Below are 25,061 nucleotides of genomic sequence, written 5' to 3' on the forward strand. Positions count from 1 at the left end.
TATACTCCTACATTTCTTTAATTAATTTATAAATATCTCTACATGCATTTGGTTTACCAAGAGCCTTGGCACTTTTTTGCATACTCTCTTGAACAATTTTATTCTCTAAAATATAATCCACTTTTTCCACAAAATCTTTACTATTAAGATTTTCCTCTAAAATCATCATTGCTGCATTACGATCAGCTAATTCTCGAGCATTATACTCCTGATGATTAGCGGCAACATAAGGACTTGGAATTAAAATTGCTGGGATCCCTACCGCTGTAATTTCTGCCAGCGTAGAAGCACCAGCACGAGAAACAACCAAGGTTGTATTCTTTAATACTGATGGCATATCATCAATATACGGTACTAATTTAATATTCTTATTTAACTTTCCTAATTTTGTTTTCATCTCTTCAAAATAAGGCTTCCCAGTTACATAAAGCACTTGATAATTCTTTTGTTCAAAAGTCTTTAATGATTTTAACATCATTTCGTTAACAGATTTTGAACCCAATGATCCCATTACAATAGTCACTAAAGGAAGATTTTTATTTAGATGATATTTTTTAAAAATATCATCTGGTTTGATTGAGGCAATTACACTAGCACGTGGATTCCCTAATTTATAAGTTTTATCTTTGGGAAAATTCTCATATGCTTTATCATAACAACATACGATTTTATCAACATTTTTAATTAAAATTTTATTTGTTAAACCAATAATTGAATTTTGTTCATGAATCATTGTTTTATATCCTAAGCGATTAGCAGCTTCAACAACACTAGCACTAGGATAACCACCAAAACCAATGACAATATCCGGTTTGAATTTTTTAACTATTTTTTTCGCTGTAAAAATTGATTTAACAAAAATAGCAGCAGCAATCCCCTTTTTAATAGGATTTCCAACTAACCCGCGAACATTTAAACCAATATATTCATAGCCTTGTTGAGGTACTACTTCTGATTCAATACGATCCTTAGTTCCTACAAAAAGAAACTCACTATCTGGTTCTACTTCTTTTATATATTCAACTAAAGCTAAGGCAGGGTATAAGTGTCCACCTGTGCCCCCAGCTCCAACTATTACTTTCATCATCTCACCTCTAGACACTAGTATAACATTAATATGTTGATTTTGAAATATTTAATACAATTCCAATTGCAATAAGCGTAATCGTCAATGACGATCCTCCGTAAGACATTAACGGCAAAGTTACTCCCGTTACTGGAAATAAACCGACAACTACTCCAAGATTGATCAAAGTTTGAATTCCAATCATTGAAATAATTCCAATCATTAAAAAGCTGCCAAATAAATCTTTTACTTTAGTTGCTTGATTAAAGACAGTTACAAACATATAACCGTACATTCCAACTAATAAAACGCCCCCAATCAATCCAAATTCTTCTAAAAATATAGCAAAAATAAAATCTGTTTGTGGTTCCGGTAAATAAAAATGTTTTTGCACACTATTATTAAAGCCTACTCCTAAAATTCCCCCTGGTGCAATCGCATAAAGTGACTGAATAATTTGGAAACCACTTCCTAAGGGATCGGCAAAAGGGTTTAAAAAAGCTACGATACGTGCTAAACGATATGGAGCCGAAATAATCATAATAACGATTCCAATTACCCCTAAGATCCCTAACATAACAAAATATTTAAATGGAAATGGACTAACGATCAACATCACTACAATTGAACAAGCCATTACAACACCACTACCAAAATCAGGCTGAAGCATAATTAAACCAAACCCAAGTCCCAAAATCAATAACAACTTCAAACTAGCTTTTAGTTTCTTTAATTCATGATAATGATTGTTAATATAGTTTGCACTATAAATAATTATCGCAATTTTAAACAGCTCAGATGGCTGCAACGAAATAATACCTAAATTAAACCATGAGCGCGACCCCCCGCGAACTGCTCCAATCCCCGGAATCAAAACTAAAATCATCAAGATAAAAGACCCAATCAAAAGTTTATTTGCATTTTTTTGATAAATATGATAATCAATCTTTGAAAACACAAACATAGCAATTATACCAATAACAGCAAAAATTCCTTGTCGTTTAATGTAATATAAAGAATCATTAAATTTATATCCGGCCCAAATATTCGAGGCACTATATACCATCATCAACCCAATTATCACAATTATTAAAACTGTAACGACCACTCTTCTACGTTTCATATACTTACCTCCATTTTAAGTATATGAAAAAATATTTTAAGAAATGAAAAAAAGCTTATCATTCCTGATAAACTTTTTATTTAATCATAACCTTGATATTCCTTTTTAAATCATTTAACTGCTTATCATACGTTGCTTCTTTAGCTAATACCTTTGCTCTTTCAAAATAATCAATTCCTCCAAATCCTCTAAAATATACAATGGTATAACCATAATTACTCATTAATACTTCCAAATCTCCAACTTGTCGAGATTCATCAAAAACCCAATTTGCAATTTCAATAGTACTATCCCCTTTAGATATATTGTCATAATCTCCCTGATTGTTCTTATCATCTGCATATTTACTATTATATTCATGAAACTTATCAATCGATCTGTCAGTATTATTCATAAAATCTTGTAGCAAATTGTCTGCAAATTCTTTACATGTATTCATTTTTTCGGTTGTCAAATTATCAGTATCTGTTTCTCTAGCATCTAAATAAACTGTTGAAATACTAGCTTGTCGATAAACAGGCTGTTCTCTAGCCACCAGCATAACTACATCAATACTAGAATCCCCTTCAACTACTTTAACACTATTAATTGGTAATGCCTGATCAAATAATACGGATTGCAAATATTCAGGTAAATCTGATTTTCTTAAATCTTGACGTAGACTCAAATCATTATTTTGATAATAAATTTTTTTATCATCACTACTATAATCAACTGCCATCTGTTTAAAATCTGCCTCACTACGAATCTTTTGGGCAAACTCATCTGCTTTTGCTTTATCATCCTTAGCAAAAGCAAAATAGCGAATATTGATCGTATCAATATCATTTTTATTAGCTAGATAATATTGCTCCACCTCTTCATCAGTTGGTTCTTTTAATAAAACTGCTGCATAGCGTGAGGCCAGATTAGCTTCCTCATAATAACTGATTAAATTATCCTTTGTTGCCTCTAAACCAAAGGTTGAATGGAGATAATCTTCAAAATCAATCTTATTTTCTTTACAATAACTTTCTAGTTCACCAAATGTTGAGCGAGCTTTCTTTTTATCATCAGCATTTATTTGATAACCAGCAGTTTTAGCACCTCTTACCAATGCCTCTACTTCTAAAATATCTTTCTTTGCCTGATCAGCAAAATAATATTCCCATGATTTGTCTGTATAACCAGTAACCGTACAATCTTGATTTTTTAAATCATTTATATCCTTTTCAATATTAAAATCAACTATACTTGCATAATCATCACTAAAAGCACTGTAATATTGGTTTAAATATTTAGTCAAAGCGCGACCATAGAAAAACTCAAATTTTGCTTTTGGCACCTCTTTATCATCTAGTTTCATTGTATAGCCAACTTTCAGATTTCCTAAATAATTATTTTCTGGTTCTTTGGAACAACCTATTATCAAAGCTGCCAGTACTAGCAAAATCATTAATTTTTTAAGTATTTTCATATGCTCACCTCAATTAATTATAGAGGTATGCTGAACCATACCTCTATATCATCTTTATCATTTTATTTTACTGCTTTTCTTTTTTTAGCTGTTACATATGCAGTTAATCCTGCCACTAGAGCAACGGCCCCAGCCAGCATTGTTGTGTTTAAATTAATTTCATCACCAGTTTTTACTGAAGTAGTAGGTTTATCAGGTGTTGGTGTAGGGGTAACTGTTGTTGTATCTGTAGTTGGACGGTCTGGATTATATGTTTGAACACGCTCATCATCAATAATTCCTGACCAGTTTAAACCATAGGCTACATCATAAGTATTTCCTTGTGTATCTTTATAACATACTAGATCACCAGCAACATCTTCTTTATTCGCTTCTACAGTATCCATATTTGCAGGAAATTGTAATGGTAATAATCCTTTTGGTTCAGATTTACCATTAATAATATCAAACACAGCACTATCACTTACAGAGAAGCCACATACGATTGCATCTACTTTGTCTTCAAATTCACTAACGATAACAGGACCATTAGCATTTAAAGCAACAACTACAGGAATATCTTTATTGACTGCTTTAGCTGCTTCTACAGCTTCCAAACAAGCTGTTAAATCGTATTCATTAGCAATTTTACTAGTTGCTCCATAATAAGATCTATTTTGTTGGGTACCATCACTATTTAAATCTCCAGCAATTGACACTTTTCTTACGTTTTCGCCATCAGCAGTATATGGGCGGTATTGCAATGATAATGGATAAAATTTTTGTTTACCATCTTCAACGATCATACCTGATTGATTAAATAAGCTTCCGTTATTTGGAGAACGCATTCCAACAATTACTTTATCAACATTTGATAAATCAGGTCGTACTACTTTATCATCAACTATTTCATCAGTTAAAACTGTTCCATAGATAGATTTAGCTGTCTCAATATTCATTGAATCTGACCAAGATGCAGGTGTATCACCAAAAACTCCTTTTTGTTCTGCAGTATATGTTTTAGGAATATAAACAGTCATATCTTTAGGATCTTTTGCTTGATCTTTAGCCGCTTTAATTGTGTTATCTTTATTCTTTAACATAACCACTGACTCTAACTGAGCTTGATATCCAGCGTCTTTTTTATCTTTACTTCCAGCTTCAGCTAATGATTCATCTAAATTCAAATAAGTATTTTCAAATAATCCTGGTTCCATTGTTAATTTCAATAAACGTTTAGCTGAAGTTGCAAAGCGAGTATTAGCAGCTTCTTCGCCATCACGATCAACCATTTGCTGCCATGACCAAACGATTGGCTTATTGTCATTATTACCACCAAACATGTCACCACCAGCATCTAAGATTGCTAAATGCCTTTCGTTATCAGTAGCATTTTCCATTCCCCAAGCCATTCCTAGACCGCCTAGTGCTAATTGTTCAGGGGGCGTGCTAGTAACACCCCAGTCAGTACAAACTACACCGTCAAAGCCTAAATCATCTCTTAAAATACTCATTTTAGACTTACTATAAGCTGAACCAACTCTTTCGCCACCTAAAGCACTACCGTCAGCATTGATTCCAATTGAATAAGATGTCATCACTGCAGTTGCCGCTCCAGTTTTCCCTTTCAATTTTAAGCCACCTTGAGCAAAAGGAGTTAAATGTTCTTCAAAATTACCACCTGGATAAACTGCATATTTACCTGCACGGGTATGTGATTCACGACCACCTTCACCGGCTCCATCACCAGGGAAGTGTTTGATCATACAGTTAATTGAATCTTTTCCCCATCCTTGATCTTCTCCATTAACATATGTTGATTGTGAACCGTCTACATAAGCTTGAGCCATATCTGTAGATAGTTTAGTATTTTCACCAAAAGTTCCACCAACTCTTAACCAGCGTGGTTCTGTCGCTAAATCTATTTGAGGTCCTAAAGCTGTTACAATTCCTAATGCACGATATTCAGCTGAAGATGCCTTTGCAAAATTATACATATGTTCAGTATCAAAAGTTGCTGCCAATCCAATATTAGAAGGCCATTTAGAAATATCTGTAGCCCCACTAGAAACATTATCAGAATATAAATCTCCTGACCCTGCTGTTGAACGAGGATCAGAACTAAAATCAACAGGAACATTGAAATCAGATATTTCTACATACTCTTGCATCGCATTGACCCAACGTACTGAATCTTCCACATCATTTCCTGCTGCATCAGTAATATTTCTAACATAACTATTTGTTAAATAATCTTTTTGTGAATCTGTTAATCCTGCAGCACTATTTCCTTCATGGCTACTAAATAACATTAATCCAGCAATCTTTGCGATCCCATCTTCACCTTCAGCAACCAATGCATCAGCAAGATCTTGTGCTCTTGTTTCAGCATCAAGATACCATCTTTCATAATCATCGATTTCTCCATTTAAGTTCATATCTTTGAAAGCATATTCCTTACCATCGATATTTTCGCTTAACAACGCCGTTTTACCAGCTTCTTTAGCTTTTTCATCAAAAGCTTTTGAATAAGTCAAAGTTGGAGCTGCTTCACCTTTATAATCAGGATTAGTTACTACCATAATATCAATATCGTAGTCACTAAATTGAGCATTTTCTCCGCTTCCTTCTGTTTTCGCAGCCTGATATTTTGCTTCCACAACAGAATATTTTGATAATTCTACTGCATTTAATGCAATCGGTGTTGCACTTCCGATAATACAGCCGGCAGCTGATAAAGCAGCCAATGTTTTTGTAAGTTTTTTCTTCTTACTCATCTTCGATTTTCCTCCTCGTTTAAATTCCCTATGCTTCTAGTATAAACGAGAAGTTGATGAAAGCGTTTACTTAATCATCGACAAAACACAAATAAAGTTTAACCTTTTTTGTTTTCGTGAAAAAAAGTATTTTTTCTTAGACCAAATTTATAAAAAAAAAATAAATCTATTTATAAAATTCTTAAATTATTTAATATCTATAAAAATAATAAGTAATCATTTTATAAATTAAATCAGCAATTGCTAAACGAATAAAATATTCATTAAATGAAAAAGGTATTGTTAGTGTTGTAACATTATCATAATTTTGAACTGACTTTTGACCAATAAAAATAACTTTACAATTAGTTTGCATAATTCTTTCTAATCCATATACCGGTTCAATAGTTTCCTTTTCAATAAACCCATCAAATGAATGAACTCCGTTAGTAATAATTATTAAACTTTCTTGATCAATCAAAGCTAACTGTTCCTCAAAATCCTTTTTATTTAAAGATTTAGGAAAAATCAATTCCTTATGATATAACCCCAATAATTCTTGAAAATCATAAAACAGCGGTAATTCTCGAGGTTCTCCAAAGACAAAGATATTATTTGCTTCATTAATTTGTTTAGCGAATATTTTTATTTTTTGAAATGTAACAATTTTTTGTACTTCACTAAAATATTCATCGTTTAGTCGAACATACTCATTTAAATTATCTTTTGAAAACATTAAGTTTGCATTCATCTTTAAGCGATCCAAGCGAATCTTTTCATCGAGACATTCTTCTTGAAAATCACTGCAAAAGACTTTCCAAGAATCATATCCTAAATAACGGCAAAATTTTAAAACAGATGTTTTTGAAATCAAGGTATCTTCAACAACTTTGCTAATTGATAATCGATTGATCGTATCACAATTAGCTAATAAATATTTTGCTAACGAATAATGAATATTTTCATTTTGATTGTAATTGATTAATTGATGTAATTTAATTAAGATTGATCCCACTATTATTTCCCTCGACAATACTTTAAATTATACTCAATATAAATTAAATCTAAGATCAATATCGTATAATAATCAAAATCAACAAAACTATTTTTATTAGTCGTTGGAATGTAGAGATAATGATTGATGTATTGAAGTGAGCTATACCGATTACTGCAGCTAATAACTGCTTTCTTGCCAGCATTATTACAAATTAAATTAAACTTGGACTTACATTCACCAACATATCTTCCAGAAGCAGTTAAAATAATCGCTAGATCGTCCTCATTCATTGGCTCTAAATAATCACTTTCACTTTGAAAATCACTATAAACTGTTTTACCAATACTGATCATATTTATTTGGAAATCAACTGCCAATGATAATGGATATACTGCCCCAAATAAATAAATTCTACTACTTTGATTAATTATTTCAACTAGTGCATTGATCTCTTTTTTTAAATTATTTTTAAATTCTAAACTATCATTTTTAGCAATATAACATAAATGATCATAGATACTTTCTATATCAATATTACTAAAACGACTTTCAATTTGCTGTTCTTTAACTTTTTTTGTTTTAACTAAAAAGCTTTGAAAATTATTCCAAGAATGAAAACCAAAATATTCACAAAATCTCGTTACACTAGCTCTCGAAACATAACATTCATCCATAATATCTTTAAGCGTAATATTTTGGCAATAACTATAATTTTTAATAATATACCGGGCTATTTCGTAAATCACATCTTTTTTTACACATGAATTGATATAGACTATCAATCTGCTGAGTAATGTATTCATGCCTTCCTCCTTTATAAAATAATATTTATCTATAAACAGGTAGCACTGAAACGACATTAAGATAACTTACGATTACCCATAAGCTTGCAATTTTTAATGTTACCATGCATATACATATAATTTTATTATATAATGGGAAATTTTCAAATAGAAAGTTTTTCATAAATTAAAAAAGACACTTTCGACAATAAAATAAACCTTTAAGCTATATTCCTTAAAGGTTCACTTTACAAAGCATCTTCTATAATTTATTAACAATATTTTTAAATACTCGACCACGTTCTTCATATCCAGAAAATTCATCAAAACTGCTGGTTGATGGCGAAAGTAAAATAATATCGCCAGCTTTTGCTTTCTCGATTGCCAGCAAAGTCGCTGCTTCTAAATTCTCAACAGAACTACTGTTTGCAACATGCATATCATTTTTAAATCGCTCTCCAGCAGCACCAAATGTCACCAGATGACTGATTTTATTACCATAAGTAGCCATTTCGGTTAAATCTAACCCTTTATCAAAACCACCCATCAATAAAATTACTGGTTGTTCAAAAGCTTTTAAAGCAATGATCGTAGCGTCAGTATTAGTTGCTTTTGAATCATTATAGATTTTAACTCCATTAATTTCTCTAACAAACTCAATTCGATGTTCAACACCAATAAATGAGGCAATTTCTCGATTGATGACTGTTACTGGTACATCACATTTTTTAGCAATGCAGATAGCTGTCATAATATTTTGAATGTTATGGCGTCCTACAACTTTAATATCCGCTAAGTTAATAATTAATTCATCTCGATAATAGATTGCCTGTTCTTTGATCATACAGTCAGCTTCATGTATCAATGACATTGTGACTTGATTACATGGAACTGGATATTTTTCCAAATACTCCATTACTGTTTTATCATCAAGATTAACCACAAAATAATCATCAAGATCAGTATTCTTATAAATATTTGTTTTAGAAGCATAATACTCATCCAATGAGGCCATATAATCTAAATGATCGGGTGTTAAATTGATGATCGTTGAGACATAAGGCTTAAATCGTTCAATATCTAATAACTGAAAGTTACTCATTTCAATTACTACATAATGATTTTCTTCATTAAGAAGATCATTATCTAAAACAACATCACATAGTGGTGTTCCCACATTACCTGCTAAATGAACATGTTGATATTGTCCCTTTAATATTTTATCAATTAAAGTAACTGTTGTTGTTTTACCATTAGTACCAGTTACTCCAATATAATGTTGTTTTTTAGCAACTTGAAAAGCTAATTCAATTTCCGTATATACAGGAATCTTTCTTTCCTTAAGTCTTAAAATAAATGGCTTATGATAATTAATTCCAGGGTTCTTGATTACAAAGTCAAAATCACGTTCAAATAATTCAGTTGGGTGTGACCCTGTTACCATTTCAATTCCCATATCAAGATATTGTTGATATTCTGGAATATCCTTAATTTCTTTAGCTTCATTAACCGTAATCGTTGCATTTAATTTATGAAGTAATCTAATCGCAGCCTTACCACTTTTAGCAAGTCCAATCACTAATACCTTTTTTCCAGTAAACATATTCTATAGCACCCCAATTACAATTGATAAGATTCCACAGATGAAACCAATGAACCAGAATGAAATAGTTACTTGTTGTTCACTCCAGCCCAACATTTCAAAGTGATGATGGATCGGTGCCATCTTAAATACTCGTTTTCCCCGAGTTTTAAATGAGACTACTTGAATAATAACCGATAAAGTTTCCATTAAAAAGACTCCACCAACTAAAATAAGTAATAACTCTTGTTTTGTAAGTATCGCTAAAATAGCCAAGAAACCACCTAGACCAAGCGAACCTACATCACCCATAAATATCTTAGCAGGATGATAATTAAACATCATGAAACCAAGTAAAGCCCCTACCATTGCAGTTGCATAACTTGCAAGAGTATAATCTTTTGTCATGATAGAAAAGATTATAAATGGTGCAATCGCAACCATTGAAAGACCAGTTGCTAATCCATCTAAACCATCAGATAAATTTACACCGTTACTTTCCCCTGCAAACATTACTAAGATTAATGCTGGATATAAATAACCCATATCAATATTAATATCTAATAATGGAATTGTAATTACTGATGTAAAATCAGGAATAAAGTTCATTGCAAAGAAATAACAAATAATTGCTAACGCGATCTGAGCTAATAATTTAGCTAGTGGCGGTAATCCCTTATTACTATGTTTAACAATGATCAAAGCATCATCCACAAATCCAATTGCACTATATCCAACTAAAACAATTGTTGCTAAAATCAGCTCCGGATCAAGTAAATTATTAAAATTAACAATAAAAGCACCAAGAATTGCGGCAATCACAAAAACGATTCCACCCATTGTTGGTGTACCATTTTTTGACTTATGTGATTCAAGTCCTTCTTCACGTTCAACTTGACCAAATTTCATCTTATGTAGGAATGGAATTACTTTAGGCATTGCTAGAACAACAAGAATAAAGCCAATTCCAAAAGCAATTATTAGTTTTAAGAAGTTTTCCATCTATATGTCCCCTTTTTTATAAAATTCGTCTTTACTATATCATATTATCGTTTAATAGGCAAAATAAAAGGGACAAGAGTCCCAATTATTAAATTGTTTTACCCACTAATTCCTAGATCCTTCATTAATTCAAGGGCCCGTTTAATAACTGCGTCCTCATCTTCTCCATCAGCAATAATTTCAATTTTTGCTTTTGTTGGAATACCCAGAGATAGAACCCCCATCAATGATTTCATGTTGACAGTTTTAGATGCGTAGACTAACTTAATATCACTGTTGAACATCTTCATAGTATCAACTAGTTCGGTTGCTGGAGTCGCATAAAGACCAACTGGATCAGTTACGGTAACGTCGATTCTTTTTACCATATTGCTTACCTCCTTAATTACTTATATTATAACATTGTTACCTAGTTATTGCATCTAATATAATTATCTTTTTTCAATTTGAATTACGTATGGAGCAGATAACTTATTCATCATTTTAAACAACGCTACATTATAACTTATATGATCTAAACTGGCGACATATTCCTCAATTAACAAACTTTCTTTTTTTCCCTCATCATGACCAATGTAAACAACTAAAAACAATTCTCCTTTTCGATTCAAATATTCAACTGCTTTTTTTATTGCTTGCAAAGAACTGTCCGCCATAGTTGTAATTTGATGATCTCCATTGGGGAGATAACCGAGATTAAAAATTCCTACATCAAAGTTTTTTACATAGCAATCAAAATTTTCATGAGAAGCTAAAATCAAATTTACATTATCAGTATCTTCTATCAACTTCTTTGTATTATTTAAAGCTTCCTGCTGAATATCAAAACTATAAACTTGTTTAGCCACTTTACTTAAAAATAAAGTATCATGACCATTCCCCATTGTAAAATCAATTGCAATTTGGTAGTCTTTTCTCTTAATTCGATTATGCACATATTCAATCATCGTTTCCATATTTTCCTATACTCCTGTTACATTTTGTGTAATCTATTACAATCGTTTTTATTTTAACACATTTAGCTAAAAAAATTTGTACCAACCTATTTTTTTGGTTATAATGAGACTGTAAAAATAAGGAGGATTAAATTATATGGCTTTAAGTAAAGATTTTTTATGGGGTGGCGCTTTAGCTGCTCATCAATTTGAAGGTGGGGTTTTAAATACCTCAAAAGGATATAGTGTTGCTGATGTGATGACTGCCGGAGCACATGGTGTTCCTCGCCGTATTACTGATCAAATCATGGAAAATGAATATTATCCAAACCATGTTGGAATTGACTTCTATTCTCATTACAAGGAAGATATTGCTTTATTTGCGGAAATGGGATTTAAATGCTTTAGAACATCTATCGCATGGACTCGTATTTTCCCTAATGGTGATGAAACAGAACCCAATGAAGAAGGATTACAATTCTATGATGATGTTTTTGATGAATTATTAAAATATGGAATTGAGCCAGTTATCACATTATCTCATTTTGAGATGCCTTATCATTTAGCAAAAGAATATGGTGGTTTTATGAATCGTAAAACTATTGATTTCTTTGTTAAATTTGCTGAAGTATGTTTTAAAAGATATAAAGATAAAGTTAAATATTGGATGACTTTTAATGAAATTAATAATCAAATGAATTTTAAAAATGATATTTTTGGCTGGACTAATAGTGGTGCTCATTTTGGAGATTATGATAATCCTGAAGAAGCAATGTATATTTGCGGTCATCATACTTTATTAGCAAGTGCATTAGCAGTAAAAATTGGTAAACAAATCAATCCTAACTTTTTGATTGGAAATATGATTGCAATGGTTCCAATTTATCCATTTTCATGTCGTCCTGCTGATATGGTATTATCAAATCAGATGATGCATGATCGCTGGTTCTTCTGTGACGTTCAATGTCGCGGTCATTACCCTGCATATGCTTTAAAAATGTTTGAACGCAAAGGCTTTAATATTAACATTACAGAAGAAGATAAGAAAATTCTTGCTGAAGGAACTGTAGATTATATAGGATTTAGTTATTATATGACTAATACTGTAGATTCAACTGCACATCAAGATGTTTCTAAAGCAACTGATGGTTCAAGTGAGCATTCTGTTAAAAATCCATTTATTAAAGAATCTGACTGGGGCTGGGCAATTGATCCAGAAGGATTAAGATATGCATTGAATATTTTTTATGAAAGATATGAAAAACCATTATTTATCGTCGAAAATGGTTTTGGTGCCATTGACGTTAAAGAAGCTGATGGTTCTTGCCATGATGACTATCGCATCAACTATTTAAAAGCTCATATTAAAGAAATGAAAAAAGCTGTTGAACTTGACGGGATTGATTTAATTGGTTATACCCCTTGGGGATGTATTGACTGTGTTTCATTTACTACTGGTGAAATGAAAAAACGTTATGGTTTTATCTATGTTGATCGTGATAATGAAGGTAATGGTACTTTAGAAAGAAGTAAAAAAGATTCTTTCGAATGGTATAAAAAAGTAATTGCTTCAAATGGAGAAAATCTAGACTAAAAACAATAAGATAAAAGTTACTTTTCTAATATAGTAATCATGTTTATAATATCTTAAGCTGAATTGCTCATTACAGAACATTATTTCTGCAACAAAGTATATTATGGCATGTTTTAACACTTATTAATAAGAAAATATTTTTATTCTTTTAAAATTGATACCGGACTGTTGTAATAACAGTCTTTTTCTACGTCTATTGCTCCTCTTAATCAAAACATCCTGTTACTAGCAAACTGTTTTTCTAATCTAAAAAGGCGACTTCTAAAGATTTAAATGTCGTTCCTTCTACTTATCGATGTATCTATTAGTCCACCTTTCTTTTTTTTAACCATACATAATCCCAATCAAATCAGCTAAAAACCAGCCAATTGGAATTGCCCACCAAATCGCCAAAGTTCCAAATAATGGTGCTAAAAGATATGCTAAAACAACACGTGTCCCTAGCGAAATAACAGTTAAAACTACAGAAATTCCTGGTTTACCAACCCCACGATAATAACCATACAATAAAAATAAACATCCAATTCCTAAATAACAAGCACCTTCAATTCTTAGATACTGAGCCCCTTGATAGATAATTTCAGACTTTGAAGATTCTATGAAGATCAGCATTAGCTTATCAGCAAAGATAAAGACTAAGGCAGAAATAAAAATACAAAAGATAGAAGCCATTACAACTGCTACTTTAAATCCTTTATGTATTCGTTCTTCTAATCCTGCTCCTTTATTTTGAGCAATATAGGTTGAAAAAGCATTACCAAAATCTTGAACTGGCATATAAGCAAATGAATCAATCTTTACAGCAGCAGCAAAAGCTGACATCGTTACTAAACCAAAACTATTTACTAACCCTTGAATCATTAAAATCCCAAAATTCATTACTGATTGCTGGATACAAGTTAATAATGAGTACGCTTTGATTTTCTCAAATATTTCACGTTCAAAATGCCAATGTTTTCGTTGCGGTAACAATTCTTTTTGACTTAGAAAGACATAAAGCATGATACCAATAGCACTAAAAGCTTGGGCAATCAATGTCGCAACAGCAGCTCCAGCTACCCCCATTGCAACTTCTGCCACTAAATAAATATCTAATCCAATATTTATAATTGATGCTAATGCTAGAAAGATCAATGGGATTTTAGAATTTCCCAAAGCTCTTAATAGCGAGGAAAAATAATTGTAAATAAAAGTAAAAACTAGACCTAGAAAAATTATAAACAAATATTGATGGGTATCCGTAAAAATATCCCTAGGAATATTCATAAAATTTAAAATTAGATCAATTGCTAAAAGACAAACTATTTCTAATCCAATTGAAAAAATGCCGATTCCTACAAAAGAGACAAAAAAAGATGTTTTCATTTTATCTAATTGTTTAGCCCCATAGAACATCGAAAATAAAATTCCACTCCCCATGCAAAGACCTAAGATAATGGAAGTTAAAAAAGTCATAATCGTAAAAGATGAGCCAACTGCTGCCAGAGCATCAGTTCCGATATAATGTCCAACAATAAAAGTATCAGCTACATTATAAAGCTGCTGTAAAAGATTTCCTAAGATCATTGGAATTGAAAATTTAATTAATGCCCTGGTAATATTTCCTTCTGTTAATTTCCCTATCATAAAATCACCCCATTACTTACATAATAAATATATCATCCAATAAAGTCAATTAAAGAAAATTATGTAAGATATTTATCATTCTTATCATTATTTCCGTTATCTTTATTGATTTCGTAGTATAATATATTTATAAATAAGGAGGTCGATATAGATGACATTTAATAAAGATTTTTTATGGGGTGGTGCAATTGCAGCACATCAAGCTGAAGGAGCTTGGCAAGAAGGTGGAAAAGGAATTAGTTGCTCTGATGTCGAAACAGCAGGGAATAATGTAACTGGTGCGCCAAGACGCTTAACTGATGGCGTCATCGAAGGAGAAGATTATCCAAATCATGTTGGGGTGGATTTCTACCATCGCTATAAGGAAGATATTGCTTTATTCGCTGAAATGGGATTCAAAGCATTTAGAACTTCTATTGCCTGGACACGAATTTTTCCTCGGGGTGATGAAGAAACACCTAACGAAGAGGGTTTACAATTTTATGATGATTTATTTGATGAATGTCATAAATATGGAATTGAGCCAATTATAACATTATCGCACTTCGAAATGCCTTGGACGCTTGCAAAAGAGTACGGTGGTTTTAGAAATCGTGAAGCAATCGACATGTTCGTTAAATTTGCCAAAGTATGCTTTGAAAGATACCAGCATAAAGTTAAATACTGGATGACTTTTAATGAAATCAATAATCAAGCTGATGTTTCTCAGCACAACTTAATCCAAGAAGGAGCTGTACTTTTAAAAAAAGATGATGATGCAGAATATTTAATGTATTTATCTGCTCACCATGAATTAGTCGCTTCTGCTTTAGCTGTTAAAGCCGCTCATGAGATCAATCCTGATTTACAAGTTGGATGTATGATTGGGATGAATGCTGTTTACCCTGCATCACCTAATCCAACTGATGTAATGAACGCTTTAGGAGCAATGCATCAAAAATACTGGTATGTTGAAGTCCATGCCCGTGGTCACTACCCAAATCATATATTGAAAAAATTCGAAAGAAAAGGTTATGATTTTATTACTGAAGAAGATAAAAAGATTTTATCTCAAGGTAAAGTGGACTATATTGGATTCTCATATTACATGAGTTTTGCTTCAAAATATCAAGGACGTAATGAAAAAACATATGATTATTTCAGTGAGGACTTTGTTCGAAATACTCATCTAAAAGCTTCAGACTGGGGTTGGCAAATCGATCCACTAGGATTACGCTGGTGCCTAAACTGGTTCCATGACCGTTTTGAGTTACCAATGATGATTGTTGAAAATGGTTTTGGTGCTTATGACAAAGTAGAAGCAGACGGAACAATCGATGATCAGTATCGTATCGACTATTTAGCAGCACATATCGAAGCTATGAGGGATGCAGTTGACTATGATGGAGTAGAATTATTAGGTTATACAATGTGGTCACCGATCGACATTGTCTCTGCTTCTACTGGTGAATATGATAAACGCTATGGATTTATCTATGTGAATTACAATAATAATCATGAAGGAGATTTTTCAAGATGTAAGAAAAAATCTTTTGACTGGTATAAGAAAGTCATTGCCACAAATGGTGAAGATTTAAGTGAATAAATGTAAAACGGTATGGACAGTCATACCGTTTTATTATGCAACTATTTTTAACATTCAAGGCAACTTTGATTGATAGACAATAATTGATTTTAACGTATAATCCTAAATATAGGAGGTATGAAAAATATGCTTAGTACGAATCTCGTTTGGCTTAGAAAACATTATCAATATACTCAAGAAGAAATTGCACAGCAAGTTGGTGTATCACGTCAATCTGTAGCAAAATGGGAAAGCGGTGAATCATTGCCTGATATTGACAGCTGTATGGCATTGGCAAAAATATACAATGTAACAATTGATAATTTAATCAATCATGATGAAGATGATGCTGGAATCGTAATTCCTCCCAAAGGAAAACATTTTTTTGGAGCAGTTACTGTTGGTGAACGTGGACAAATCGTAATTCCTCAAGAAGCACGTCGAATCTTTAAAATTTCCGCTGGTGATAAAATTTTGATCCTTGGTGATGAAGAACGTGGTCTAGCTATTGTCCATCAGCGTGATGTTATTAACTTTGTTAGTGAATTAGGAGTACCCAAAAATGAAAAGGACTGATTATCATGGAAATGATTGAAATTAAAAATTTAACAAAAAAATATAATGATAAACTTGCTGTTGATAATTTAAATCTATCAATCAAACAAGGAAAATTACTAGCTCTATTGGGAGTAAATGGAGCCGGTAAAACTACTACACTCAAAATGTTATCGGGTTTGATTCAACCAACAAGCGGTGATGCTAGAATCAATAACTATAGCATTGTTAATGAAAGCCTCTTTGTTAAAGAGCTTATCGCCGTTTCACCCCAAGAAACTGCAATCGCACCGAATTTAACCGTTAGAGAAAATTTGGAATTAATGGCGGAAATCCATGGTTTTAAAAAAACTTTAATCAATAACAAAGTCATCGAAATGATTACCGCTTTTAATTTGAAAGATGTTGCTGCTAAAAAAAGTAAAAAACTATCGGGTGGTTATCAACGGCGCTTAAGTATTGCTATGGCCCTAATTAGTGAGCCACAAATTTTATTTTTAGATGAGCCAACACTAGGACTTGATATTTTAGCCAGAGAACAATTATGGCGCACAATAAAAGCACTAAAAGGTAAGATTACTATCATTTTAACTACCCATTATCTCGAAGAAGCCGAAGCTTTATCAGATTATGTTTGTATTATGAAAGATGGTAAAATCAAAGCCCTGGGAACCACAAATGAACTAATTAAATTCGCCAAGACAACCAGCTTTGAAGATGCCTTTATAAAACTTGCAACAGGAGGAACTGAAAATGAGAACATGGGCCTTTGCTAAAAGAACCACAAAAGAAATTTTACGTGACCCTATTAATATTATTTTTGGTTTAGGTTTTCCAATCGTTATCTTGTTACTATTGACAACAATCCAAAAAAATATTCCAGCCACCCCTTTTTCACTAAAACAATTAACACCAGGAATTGCAGTATTTGGCTTGTCCTTCTTATCATTATTTTCAGCTACATTGATCTCTCGTGATCGAATGTCATCATTATTAGCACGATTATTTACTACTCCTATGACAGCTAAAGATTATATTTTGGGATATACTTTACCATTAATACCAATGGCCTTGATACAGACTTTACTTTGCTATCTAGCAGCATTTTGTCTAGGTTTAAAAATAACACCTGATGTCATTATTGCCATCTTATGTACAATCCCCATTTCAATTATTTTTATTACAATCGGCTTATTTTGTGGCACTATTTTTAATGATAGACAAGTCGGAGGAATCTGTGGTGCCTTATTAACTAATCTTACCGCGTGGCTAAGTGGGACATGGTTTAGTTTAGATTTAATTGGAGGCTTGTTTAAAGATATTGCGTATTGTTTTCCTTTTGTCCATGCTGTAGATATGGCACGAGATGGCTTAAATGCGAATTATCACGCAATGCCTAATAATTTATTCTGGGTTTTAAGCTACGCTGGACTCCTCTTAATTGCAGCTGTTTCATTATTTAAATATAAAATGAAACATAATTAAAAAACTCTTTTTGAGTTTTTTGCTTTCTATTAATATATTATAACGATTTTATTTCTTTCCAAAAACTAATTAATTTCGTCAAAGAATAACTCGCATTAGCTGGTGAACTTGATGGTAACTTAGTAACAGGAAGATCAATAATTTCATCGAAATAGCGATGATACAATCTATCTGCTAAGTTCCCATTTGTATAAATATGCGTAATTTGACTTTGATCAATGATTTTCTTTAGATCATTGACTTCAACATTTGTAATACTACTATCACTCGAACCTTTGATTTCACAACTAGCAATTACATCCCACACAGCTATATGTTGATTTATTAAAAATTCTTTCTTTTCAATAATAGTCTCTGGTAATTCAGTATTATAAATATTTGCAAGAATTTTCCAAAAACGATTCTGCGGATGATGATAAAAAAAGTTGGCCTCCCGCGATTTTACTGATGGAAAAGAACCTAAAATTAATATTTTAGAACTTTTATTATATACAGGTTCAATTAAATGATATTCTCTCATAATTCCCTCCCTTTAAATCAATAATAACATTGTTCCTGCAACGATCAAAATCAATCCCGCCACAGCCTTTTTTGACAAAGACTCTTTTAAAACAAAATACGAAAAGATAATTGTGACGATGATACTCAGTTTATCGATTGGAACCACAATACTAGCCTCCCCTAATTGCAACGCTTTATAATAACAGATCCATGATAAACCTGTTGTAATTCCAGAAGAAAATAAAAAAAGCCAATTCTTTTTTGTAATTTCTTTAATTGTATGATAACTTCGCTGATAAAAAACAATCCCCCAAGCCATAATCAATACTACCGCTGTACGAATAAAAGTTCCCAGATTACTATCAATATTAAGCATTGCAATCTTAGCAATTATAGCCGTCAAAGAAGCAAATAAAGCTGAAGCCAAGGCAAATAATAGCCAATGGTTATTTGTCACTTTATTTACAACCTGCTTTTTTTCAATCATCATATAAGTTCCTAAAGACATAATTATCATAGAAATTATTTTAAGCATAGTAATTTTTTCGTCAAAGAAAATAAATGCTAACAGCATCGTTAAAATTGTACTACTTTTATCAATTGGTGTAACTTTGTTAACATCTCCTAATTGTAGTGCCTTAAAATAACATAACCATGATAATCCAGTTGCAATTCCAGAAAAACATAAAACCAATACTGTATTACTATCAATATATTTTAATTGTTCCTGGGTTCCAGCAAATAAGACCATTATCCATGAAAAAATTAAAACAATTATTGTCCTTAATGCTGTTGCTAAAGAAGAATCAACATTCTTCAAACCAATTTTTGCAAGAACTGCAGTAACCCCAGCAAATAAAGCTGATAGACAAGCTAATCCAATCCACACCCTAAGTTTCCCCCTATACTTATTATATTTATATTTTACCGCAATTAACAAAAAAGAAAAGTGAAACAAACTGTTTCACTCATATTATTCAATTCGTAACATTCGGTATCCAACTCCAACATGGGTCTGAATATATTTAGGATGCGTAGGATCTAATTCTATTTTTTTACGAAGCGTAGCCATAAATACTCTTAATGAGGCAACATCACTCTCTAAAGTACTCCCCCAAATTTCTTTAGTAATATATGTATGTGTTAATACTTTGCCAACATTTCTTGAGAGAAGGCACAGCAACTTATATTCAATCGGTGTTAAATGCAGTTCTTGCTGATCTAAATATGCACATCCGCCAGCGTAATCAATTTTTAGATCACCATTAACAAAATCACTACTTTCTATATTTTGACTTTGATTATAATTAAGCCGTCTTAAAATAACACGTAATCTTGCTAAAAGTTCCTCAACTGAAAAAGGTTTGGTCAAATAATCATCAGCCCCAGCATCAAGAGCCTCAATTTTATCACGATCTTCACTTCGAGCACTAATAACGATTATTGGCATATTTGTCCAAGTACGTACTTTTTTTATAATTTCAACCCCATCTAAATCAGGCAGCCCAAGATCCAACAGCATTATATCCGGTTTTTGTGAAGCAGTTTCAATAATTGCTTGTTTTCCCGTTTGTGAAGTATGATATTTATAATCATGAGTTTCTAAAGTTGTAGCAATCAAATTTCTAACTGCGTTATCATCTTCTACAACTAATACAAATGGCTTATTCATGTATTTCAACCTCCTTAATCGGCAATGTAAAACTAAAAATCGTTCCGTGAGGAATATTGTCCTTAACTGCAATATTACCACCATGCGCTACAATAATAGCTTTACACAAAGCTAACCCTAAACCAAGTCCGCGACGTCCGTCAATAACCTCATGCTTTACAGTATAAAACATTTCAAAAAGTTTTTCTTTGTCCTTATCACTGATTCCTGCTCCATCATCAGCAATTTGAATTTCTACAAAATCTTTATGCTTAAAGGTTTCAATACTAATCATTGAACCTTTTGGTGTATATTTAATTGCATTGTCAACAATATTTATAATTACTTGAATTATTAAGCCAGCATCTATTTTTGCTAAAATAAATTCATCATTAGCCTTTACCTCAATACGGTGTTCATCCTTTTTATGACTAATATGATTCAATGCCTCATTTATAACTTCCTCAATAAGTTCTGTTTCTAAATGCAGATTCATTTTGCCATCTTCAATTCTTGTAACTGAAAGAAGATTTTCAACCAGATTAATCAACCATAATGAATCATCGTAGATTACTTCGTATAACTGCATTTTTTTATTTTCATCTAAGCTGCCGCTATTATTTATCAGTACACTTGCATTACCAGAAATACTAGTTAATGGTGTTCGTAAATCATGCGAAATTGAACGTAATAAATTTGCACGCAACCGCTCATTTTTAGCTTCAATTGCAGCTTCTTCTTTCTTTTGGTTAAAAAACTCTTTTTCTAGAGCTAAAGCACATTCACCAACGATTGATAGTACTAAATTATTTTCAAAAGCATCAAGAATAACATCTTCTAAAATTATTACTACTACACCATAAATATCATTAGTACTAGCAAGCGGTAAATAGTAATTCTTAGCTTGATATGTTTTATTATTCTGGTAGACCCAGTGAACATTAGTTTCAATCTCATCACAATCATGAACAGTCATATTATTATGATGAAAGACTTCATGTAAAATCGTATCATTTTCAGTAATTTGATAAATCATCACTGATTTATTTAATAATTTAACAATTTGTTTAGCTGCCGTTTCTTTAATTCCTGCAATACTTTTTTCTTTTTGCAAAAGACGATTTGTCTCTAATAGAACTTTTGTACGATATGCATGTTGAGCAGACTGTTTTGCCTGCTGTTTTATCCTTATTGCTAAAGTACTCGTAATAAAAGCGGCTATCAGCATAATTGCAAAGGTTACAGGATAACCAGAACCATAGGCTGCTAAAGTAAAACGTGGATTAGTAAACATAAAGTTAAAAATTAAAACACTTAAAATCGATGATACAAGACTATAAATACGGTTAGATGTAGTTATAGCAGTAATTAAAACACTTAAAATATAAACTGTAATTGTATTTGCTTCACTAAAACCTAAATGATGGAATAATATCCCTATCAGGGTTGCTATCAACAGAATAAATATTGAAATAGCTAAATCTTTACCCTTAACAACAAAATTAAAATCTCTTTGCTTTGATTTATCTTTCCCCGTATTTTGATGATAGACAATATTAATATCCAAATCTTTTAGTAAATTTAATAATTTCTTATCTAGCCTTGAACTAAATAAATGTTTCCTGTCCTTTTGACTATGTCCAAAAAACACTTTAGTTACTTTAGCATTTTTGCAAAATTCATTAATTTGATAAGCAATATCTAAACCAAAAGCTGTTTCGATATTAGCACCTAACTTTCTAGCCAAATTAGTATTATATTGGAGTCTTTCGCGATCATCCTTACTAATTTTTGAATTATCTGGTGTTTCAACATATAAAGCAGTAAAAATTGCTTTATTTTCATGTGCTACAGCAGCAGCCATTTTAATCACATCAGGATTAGAAGTAGATGAAGAAAGACATAGTAGAATATGTTCTTGTTGATTAATCATAATATAACCTCACTCGGCTTATATTATAACACAATTTTGCTAACGCGTAATTTCTTTAATTGATTTTGCAGTGCCCATAACAATCAATGTTTCATCAGCGGCAAATACATGATTTGTTGGTGGCAAAGGAAAAATTCTCCCATTCTTTTTAGTAGCTAAGATACTAACATGGTATCTCGTCCTAACTGCCTTTTCGATAATTGTTTTATTCAACCAGCTCTCTGGAATCTTAATTTCATAAATCGCAATATCAGGTGTTAATTCTAAATAATCAAAAACATTTTTTGCTCCATATTTAATTGCTATTTTTTCAGCAATTTCCCGTTCTGCATAAACAACATGATCAGCTCCATTGCGAAGTAATAATTTACGGTGAACATCACGACTCGCTCTGGCAATTATATATTCAGCCCCAAAATCTTTTAATAGTACAGTGATTTCTAAAGCCGTTTGAAAATTATCGCCAACTGCAACTACACAAATATCAAAATTATTAACTCCTAAAGATTTAATAAAATCTTCATTAGTCGCATCACCGATTTGAATTTCATTAACAATATTAACCGCCCAATCAGCTCTTGTTTCATCTTTTTCAATTGCTAAAACAGCATTTCCTTCTTCAATAAATTTTCTTGACAAATGACGTCCAAAGCGTCCTAAGCCGATTACTAATACAGATTTCATAGTTCCTCCATCATCCTATTTGAATTTTTTCAGCTGGTGCTTTTGCTAATGGCGTCACCCTATTCGAAGCAAAAGCAAGCAGGAACGTAATTGAACCAACTCGTCCAAAGAGCATTAATAAGGCCAATAGACACTGTGAAATAACGCCAAGTTGTGAAGTTATTCCAATCGTCAATCCAACAGTTGCTATAGCTGAAACACATTCAAATAATACCGTTATATAAGAAATATTTTCAAGCTGACATATAATCAATGAAACAATCAAAGTCAACACTAAATATGCCATTAAAACACAACTTGCCATTTTTACTATTTCATCACTAATTCGCCGTTTAAAAACTTCAACACCTTTCTTTTGTTTAAACATACTTATAATGTTAACTAGCATTACTGCAATAGTTGTTGTTTTGATTCCCCCAGCAGTTGAACCTGAAGAACCACCTACAAACATTAATATAATTATGATTAATTGTGTTGTTTCTCTAATCTTCGATAAATCAACTGTATTAAATCCTGCTGTACGAGCAGTTACAGATTGAAATAACGAACTTAAAATAGTTGCATTCCCCTGCTCACAAAAATAAATAAATAGTGCTCCTCCGAATATTAAAATTATTGTGGTTGTAATAACTATTTTAGTATGTAATCGCATTTTAGAAAAATGTCCACGATTATCAATAATATCTTTCCAAACCAAAAAACCTAGACCCCCAATAATGATTAAGAGCATAATAATCATATTCAGATACCAATTATCTTGAAAAGAAACTAGCGAACTATATGGTTCAAAATTACCCATTAAATCAAATCCTGCATTACAAAACGCTGAAATACTATGAAAAATTGAGAACCACAAACCTTTAACCAATCCTAATTTTGGACAAAAAATAAATGAAAGAAAAAAAGCCCCTAACGCTTCAATAAAAAAAGTCGCCAAGATAATAAATTTTGTCATTTTTACAATTCCCCCAACATGTGGAGAAGAAATTGAATTCTGCATGATTGAACGACTAATAATTCCTATCTTCTTTTTAGCTAATGTTAAAGCATAAATACAAAAAGTCATAAAACCAATACCACCAATTTGAATCAATAAAATAATTATAAACTGGCCAAACCAGCTCCAATGACTATATGTATCTACCCGAATCAAGCCTGTCACACAAGTTGCTGAAGTGGCAGTAAAAAAAGAAGTCATTATTGAAACTTCCTGGTTTTCTTTCAACGAGATTGGGAGACTCAAGAGAATCGTCCCCATTAAAATAATAATACAAAAACCATAGAAAATAATCTTCATTGGCGTAAGACCATGCAATAATTTCTCAGTTAGTTTTTCTTTGATAGGACATCGCTCCCTTTACCTATACTTTATCTTATAAGTTCACTATACTAAACTATTCATAAATATAAAATAAAGATTTCCTCAATAGTATTAAGATTGTATAAAGATAGAAATTATCTTTATACAATCTTAATCTTATTAGTGAATATCTTACGTCATTTTTATACTATTTTTGGTATTTTATCTATAGAGGTGGTAGTATGGAAACAGTTGGACTATTAATTTTAATGATTATTATTTTAGGCGGGGGCTATTTATTAACCGGTTCGTTAGACACCTTATTAGATCATTTGACTATTAAAGACAATCATTCAAATAAACCCTTATCAAAATAATACTTTTTTAAGTTAATTTAAACTAAATTTAACAGCAATCCGATAGATTGCTGTTTTTTAGTTTTATTTTATACTATAAATCAAATTCATTTTTTTAAACGAACTATTATTAA

General features: G+C 31.7%; 23 protein-coding genes. 6 read left to right on the plus strand and 17 right to left on the minus strand.

Annotated elements, in window-relative coordinates:
* Positions 1–7: 7 nt before the first annotated feature.
* The 10 genes from murG to KSU54_RS02135 form a co-directional block, all read right to left on the minus strand.
* Positions 8–1,084 (minus strand): undecaprenyldiphospho-muramoylpentapeptide beta-N-acetylglucosaminyltransferase, encoded by a 1,077-nt coding sequence (gene murG, locus KSU54_RS02090; protein ID WP_003536553.1) that lies wholly within the window; start codon positions 1,082–1,084, stop codon positions 8–10.
* A gap of 28 nt (positions 1,085–1,112) precedes the next feature.
* The gene (ftsW, locus tag KSU54_RS02095; RefSeq protein WP_003536552.1) at positions 1,113–2,189 is read right to left on the minus strand and encodes a putative lipid II flippase FtsW; all 1,077 of its coding nucleotides are present in this window, start codon (positions 2,187–2,189) and stop codon (positions 1,113–1,115) included.
* 76 nt (positions 2,190–2,265) lie between these two features.
* Positions 2,266–3,645 carry a peptidylprolyl isomerase gene (locus tag KSU54_RS02100; protein WP_008791419.1) on the minus strand — a complete coding sequence of 460 codons (1,380 nt, stop codon included), beginning with the start codon at positions 3,643–3,645 and terminating at the stop codon, positions 2,266–2,268.
* 62 nt (positions 3,646–3,707) lie between these two features.
* Positions 3,708–6,401 (minus strand): glycoside hydrolase family 3 N-terminal domain-containing protein, encoded by a 2,694-nt coding sequence (locus KSU54_RS02105; RefSeq protein ID WP_009008951.1) that lies wholly within the window; start codon positions 6,399–6,401, stop codon positions 3,708–3,710.
* Between the two features lie 190 nt (positions 6,402–6,591).
* Positions 6,592–7,395, minus strand: coding sequence for a MurR/RpiR family transcriptional regulator (locus KSU54_RS02110; protein ID WP_003536549.1), 804 nt, complete (start codon positions 7,393–7,395; stop codon positions 6,592–6,594).
* A gap of 2 nt (positions 7,396–7,397) precedes the next feature.
* On the minus strand, positions 7,398–8,180 hold the full coding sequence (locus KSU54_RS02115) for a MurR/RpiR family transcriptional regulator (RefSeq protein ID WP_009008950.1): 783 nt from the start codon (positions 8,178–8,180) through the stop codon (positions 7,398–7,400).
* Between the two features lie 241 nt (positions 8,181–8,421).
* Positions 8,422–9,762 (minus strand): UDP-N-acetylmuramoyl-L-alanine--D-glutamate ligase, encoded by a 1,341-nt coding sequence (gene murD / locus KSU54_RS02120; protein WP_009008949.1) that lies wholly within the window; start codon positions 9,760–9,762, stop codon positions 8,422–8,424.
* A gap of 3 nt (positions 9,763–9,765) precedes the next feature.
* On the minus strand, positions 9,766–10,743 hold the full coding sequence (gene mraY / locus KSU54_RS02125) for a phospho-N-acetylmuramoyl-pentapeptide-transferase (RefSeq protein WP_003536546.1): 978 nt from the start codon (positions 10,741–10,743) through the stop codon (positions 9,766–9,768).
* A gap of 98 nt (positions 10,744–10,841) precedes the next feature.
* Positions 10,842–11,111, minus strand: a complete 270-nt coding sequence (locus KSU54_RS02130) for an HPr family phosphocarrier protein (RefSeq protein WP_003536545.1) — start codon at positions 11,109–11,111, stop codon at positions 10,842–10,844.
* Between the two features lie 63 nt (positions 11,112–11,174).
* Positions 11,175–11,699, minus strand: coding sequence for a tRNA (mnm(5)s(2)U34)-methyltransferase (locus KSU54_RS02135; protein ID WP_003536544.1), 525 nt, complete (start codon positions 11,697–11,699; stop codon positions 11,175–11,177).
* Positions 11,700–11,835: 136 nt separating this feature from the next.
* Between KSU54_RS02135 and KSU54_RS02140 the strand changes: the two genes are divergently transcribed.
* Positions 11,836–13,272 (plus strand): 6-phospho-beta-glucosidase, encoded by a 1,437-nt coding sequence (locus tag KSU54_RS02140; protein ID WP_003536543.1) that lies wholly within the window; start codon positions 11,836–11,838, stop codon positions 13,270–13,272.
* A 324-nt stretch (positions 13,273–13,596) separates the two neighbouring features.
* On the opposite strand, the gene KSU54_RS02145 is transcribed toward KSU54_RS02140, so the two are convergent.
* Positions 13,597–14,898, minus strand: coding sequence for an MATE family efflux transporter (locus tag KSU54_RS02145; RefSeq protein ID WP_117791872.1), 1,302 nt, complete (start codon positions 14,896–14,898; stop codon positions 13,597–13,599).
* A 151-nt stretch (positions 14,899–15,049) separates the two neighbouring features.
* Between KSU54_RS02145 and KSU54_RS02150 the strand changes: the two genes are divergently transcribed.
* From KSU54_RS02150 to KSU54_RS02165, 4 genes are all read left to right on the plus strand, one after another.
* Complete coding sequence (locus KSU54_RS02150) at positions 15,050–16,483, plus strand: 6-phospho-beta-glucosidase (protein ID WP_003536541.1); 1,434 nt, start codon at positions 15,050–15,052, stop codon at positions 16,481–16,483.
* Positions 16,484–16,609: 126 nt separating this feature from the next.
* Positions 16,610–17,038: a helix-turn-helix transcriptional regulator gene (locus KSU54_RS02155; protein WP_008791413.1), complete on the plus strand. Its 429-nt coding sequence runs from the start codon at positions 16,610–16,612 to the stop codon at positions 17,036–17,038.
* Positions 17,039–17,043: 5 nt separating this feature from the next.
* Positions 17,044–17,793: an ABC transporter ATP-binding protein gene (locus KSU54_RS02160; RefSeq protein WP_003536539.1), complete on the plus strand. Its 750-nt coding sequence runs from the start codon at positions 17,044–17,046 to the stop codon at positions 17,791–17,793.
* Positions 17,771–18,502, plus strand: coding sequence for an ABC transporter permease (locus KSU54_RS02165; protein ID WP_117791871.1), 732 nt, complete (start codon positions 17,771–17,773; stop codon positions 18,500–18,502). The genes KSU54_RS02160 and KSU54_RS02165 overlap by 23 nt, the downstream gene beginning before the upstream one ends.
* Positions 18,503–18,539: 37 nt before the next feature.
* Here the strand turns inward: KSU54_RS02165 and KSU54_RS02170 are convergent, their stop codons facing one another.
* The 6 genes from KSU54_RS02170 to KSU54_RS02195 all read right to left on the minus strand — a co-directional run bounded on the left by KSU54_RS02170 (position 18,540) and on the right by KSU54_RS02195 (position 24,568).
* On the minus strand, positions 18,540–19,022 hold the full coding sequence (locus tag KSU54_RS02170) for a DNA-deoxyinosine glycosylase (RefSeq protein ID WP_003536537.1): 483 nt from the start codon (positions 19,020–19,022) through the stop codon (positions 18,540–18,542).
* Between the two features lie 12 nt (positions 19,023–19,034).
* Entirely contained in the window at positions 19,035–19,892 is an 858-nt protein-coding gene (locus KSU54_RS02175; protein WP_008791411.1) for an EamA family transporter, read from the minus strand.
* An 84-nt stretch (positions 19,893–19,976) separates the two neighbouring features.
* On the minus strand, positions 19,977–20,675 hold the full coding sequence (locus KSU54_RS02180; RefSeq protein WP_003536534.1) for a response regulator: 699 nt from the start codon (positions 20,673–20,675) through the stop codon (positions 19,977–19,979).
* Positions 20,668–22,587, minus strand: a complete 1,920-nt coding sequence (locus tag KSU54_RS02185; RefSeq protein WP_003536532.1) for a DUF4118 domain-containing protein — start codon at positions 22,585–22,587, stop codon at positions 20,668–20,670. The genes KSU54_RS02180 and KSU54_RS02185 overlap by 8 nt, the downstream gene beginning before the upstream one ends.
* A 39-nt stretch (positions 22,588–22,626) precedes the next feature.
* Positions 22,627–23,271, minus strand: a complete 645-nt coding sequence (locus KSU54_RS02190) for a potassium channel family protein (RefSeq protein ID WP_003536530.1) — start codon at positions 23,269–23,271, stop codon at positions 22,627–22,629.
* A 10-nt stretch (positions 23,272–23,281) separates the two neighbouring features.
* A complete protein-coding gene (locus KSU54_RS02195; protein ID WP_226825652.1) occupies positions 23,282–24,568 on the minus strand; it encodes a TrkH family potassium uptake protein in 1,287 nt (428 codons plus the stop codon).
* A 245-nt stretch (positions 24,569–24,813) separates the two neighbouring features.
* On the opposite strand from KSU54_RS02195, the gene KSU54_RS19105 reads away from it, so the two are divergent.
* Positions 24,814–24,948 carry a hypothetical protein gene (locus KSU54_RS19105; RefSeq protein WP_003536526.1) on the plus strand — a complete coding sequence of 45 codons (135 nt, stop codon included), beginning with the start codon at positions 24,814–24,816 and terminating at the stop codon, positions 24,946–24,948.
* Positions 24,949–25,061: the final 113 nt, after the last annotated feature.

The organism is Erysipelatoclostridium sp. MSK.23.31 (genome assembly GCF_019125875.1).
GTDB classification, from domain to species: Bacteria; Bacillota_I; Bacilli_A; order Erysipelotrichales; family Coprobacillaceae; genus Thomasclavelia; species Thomasclavelia ramosa.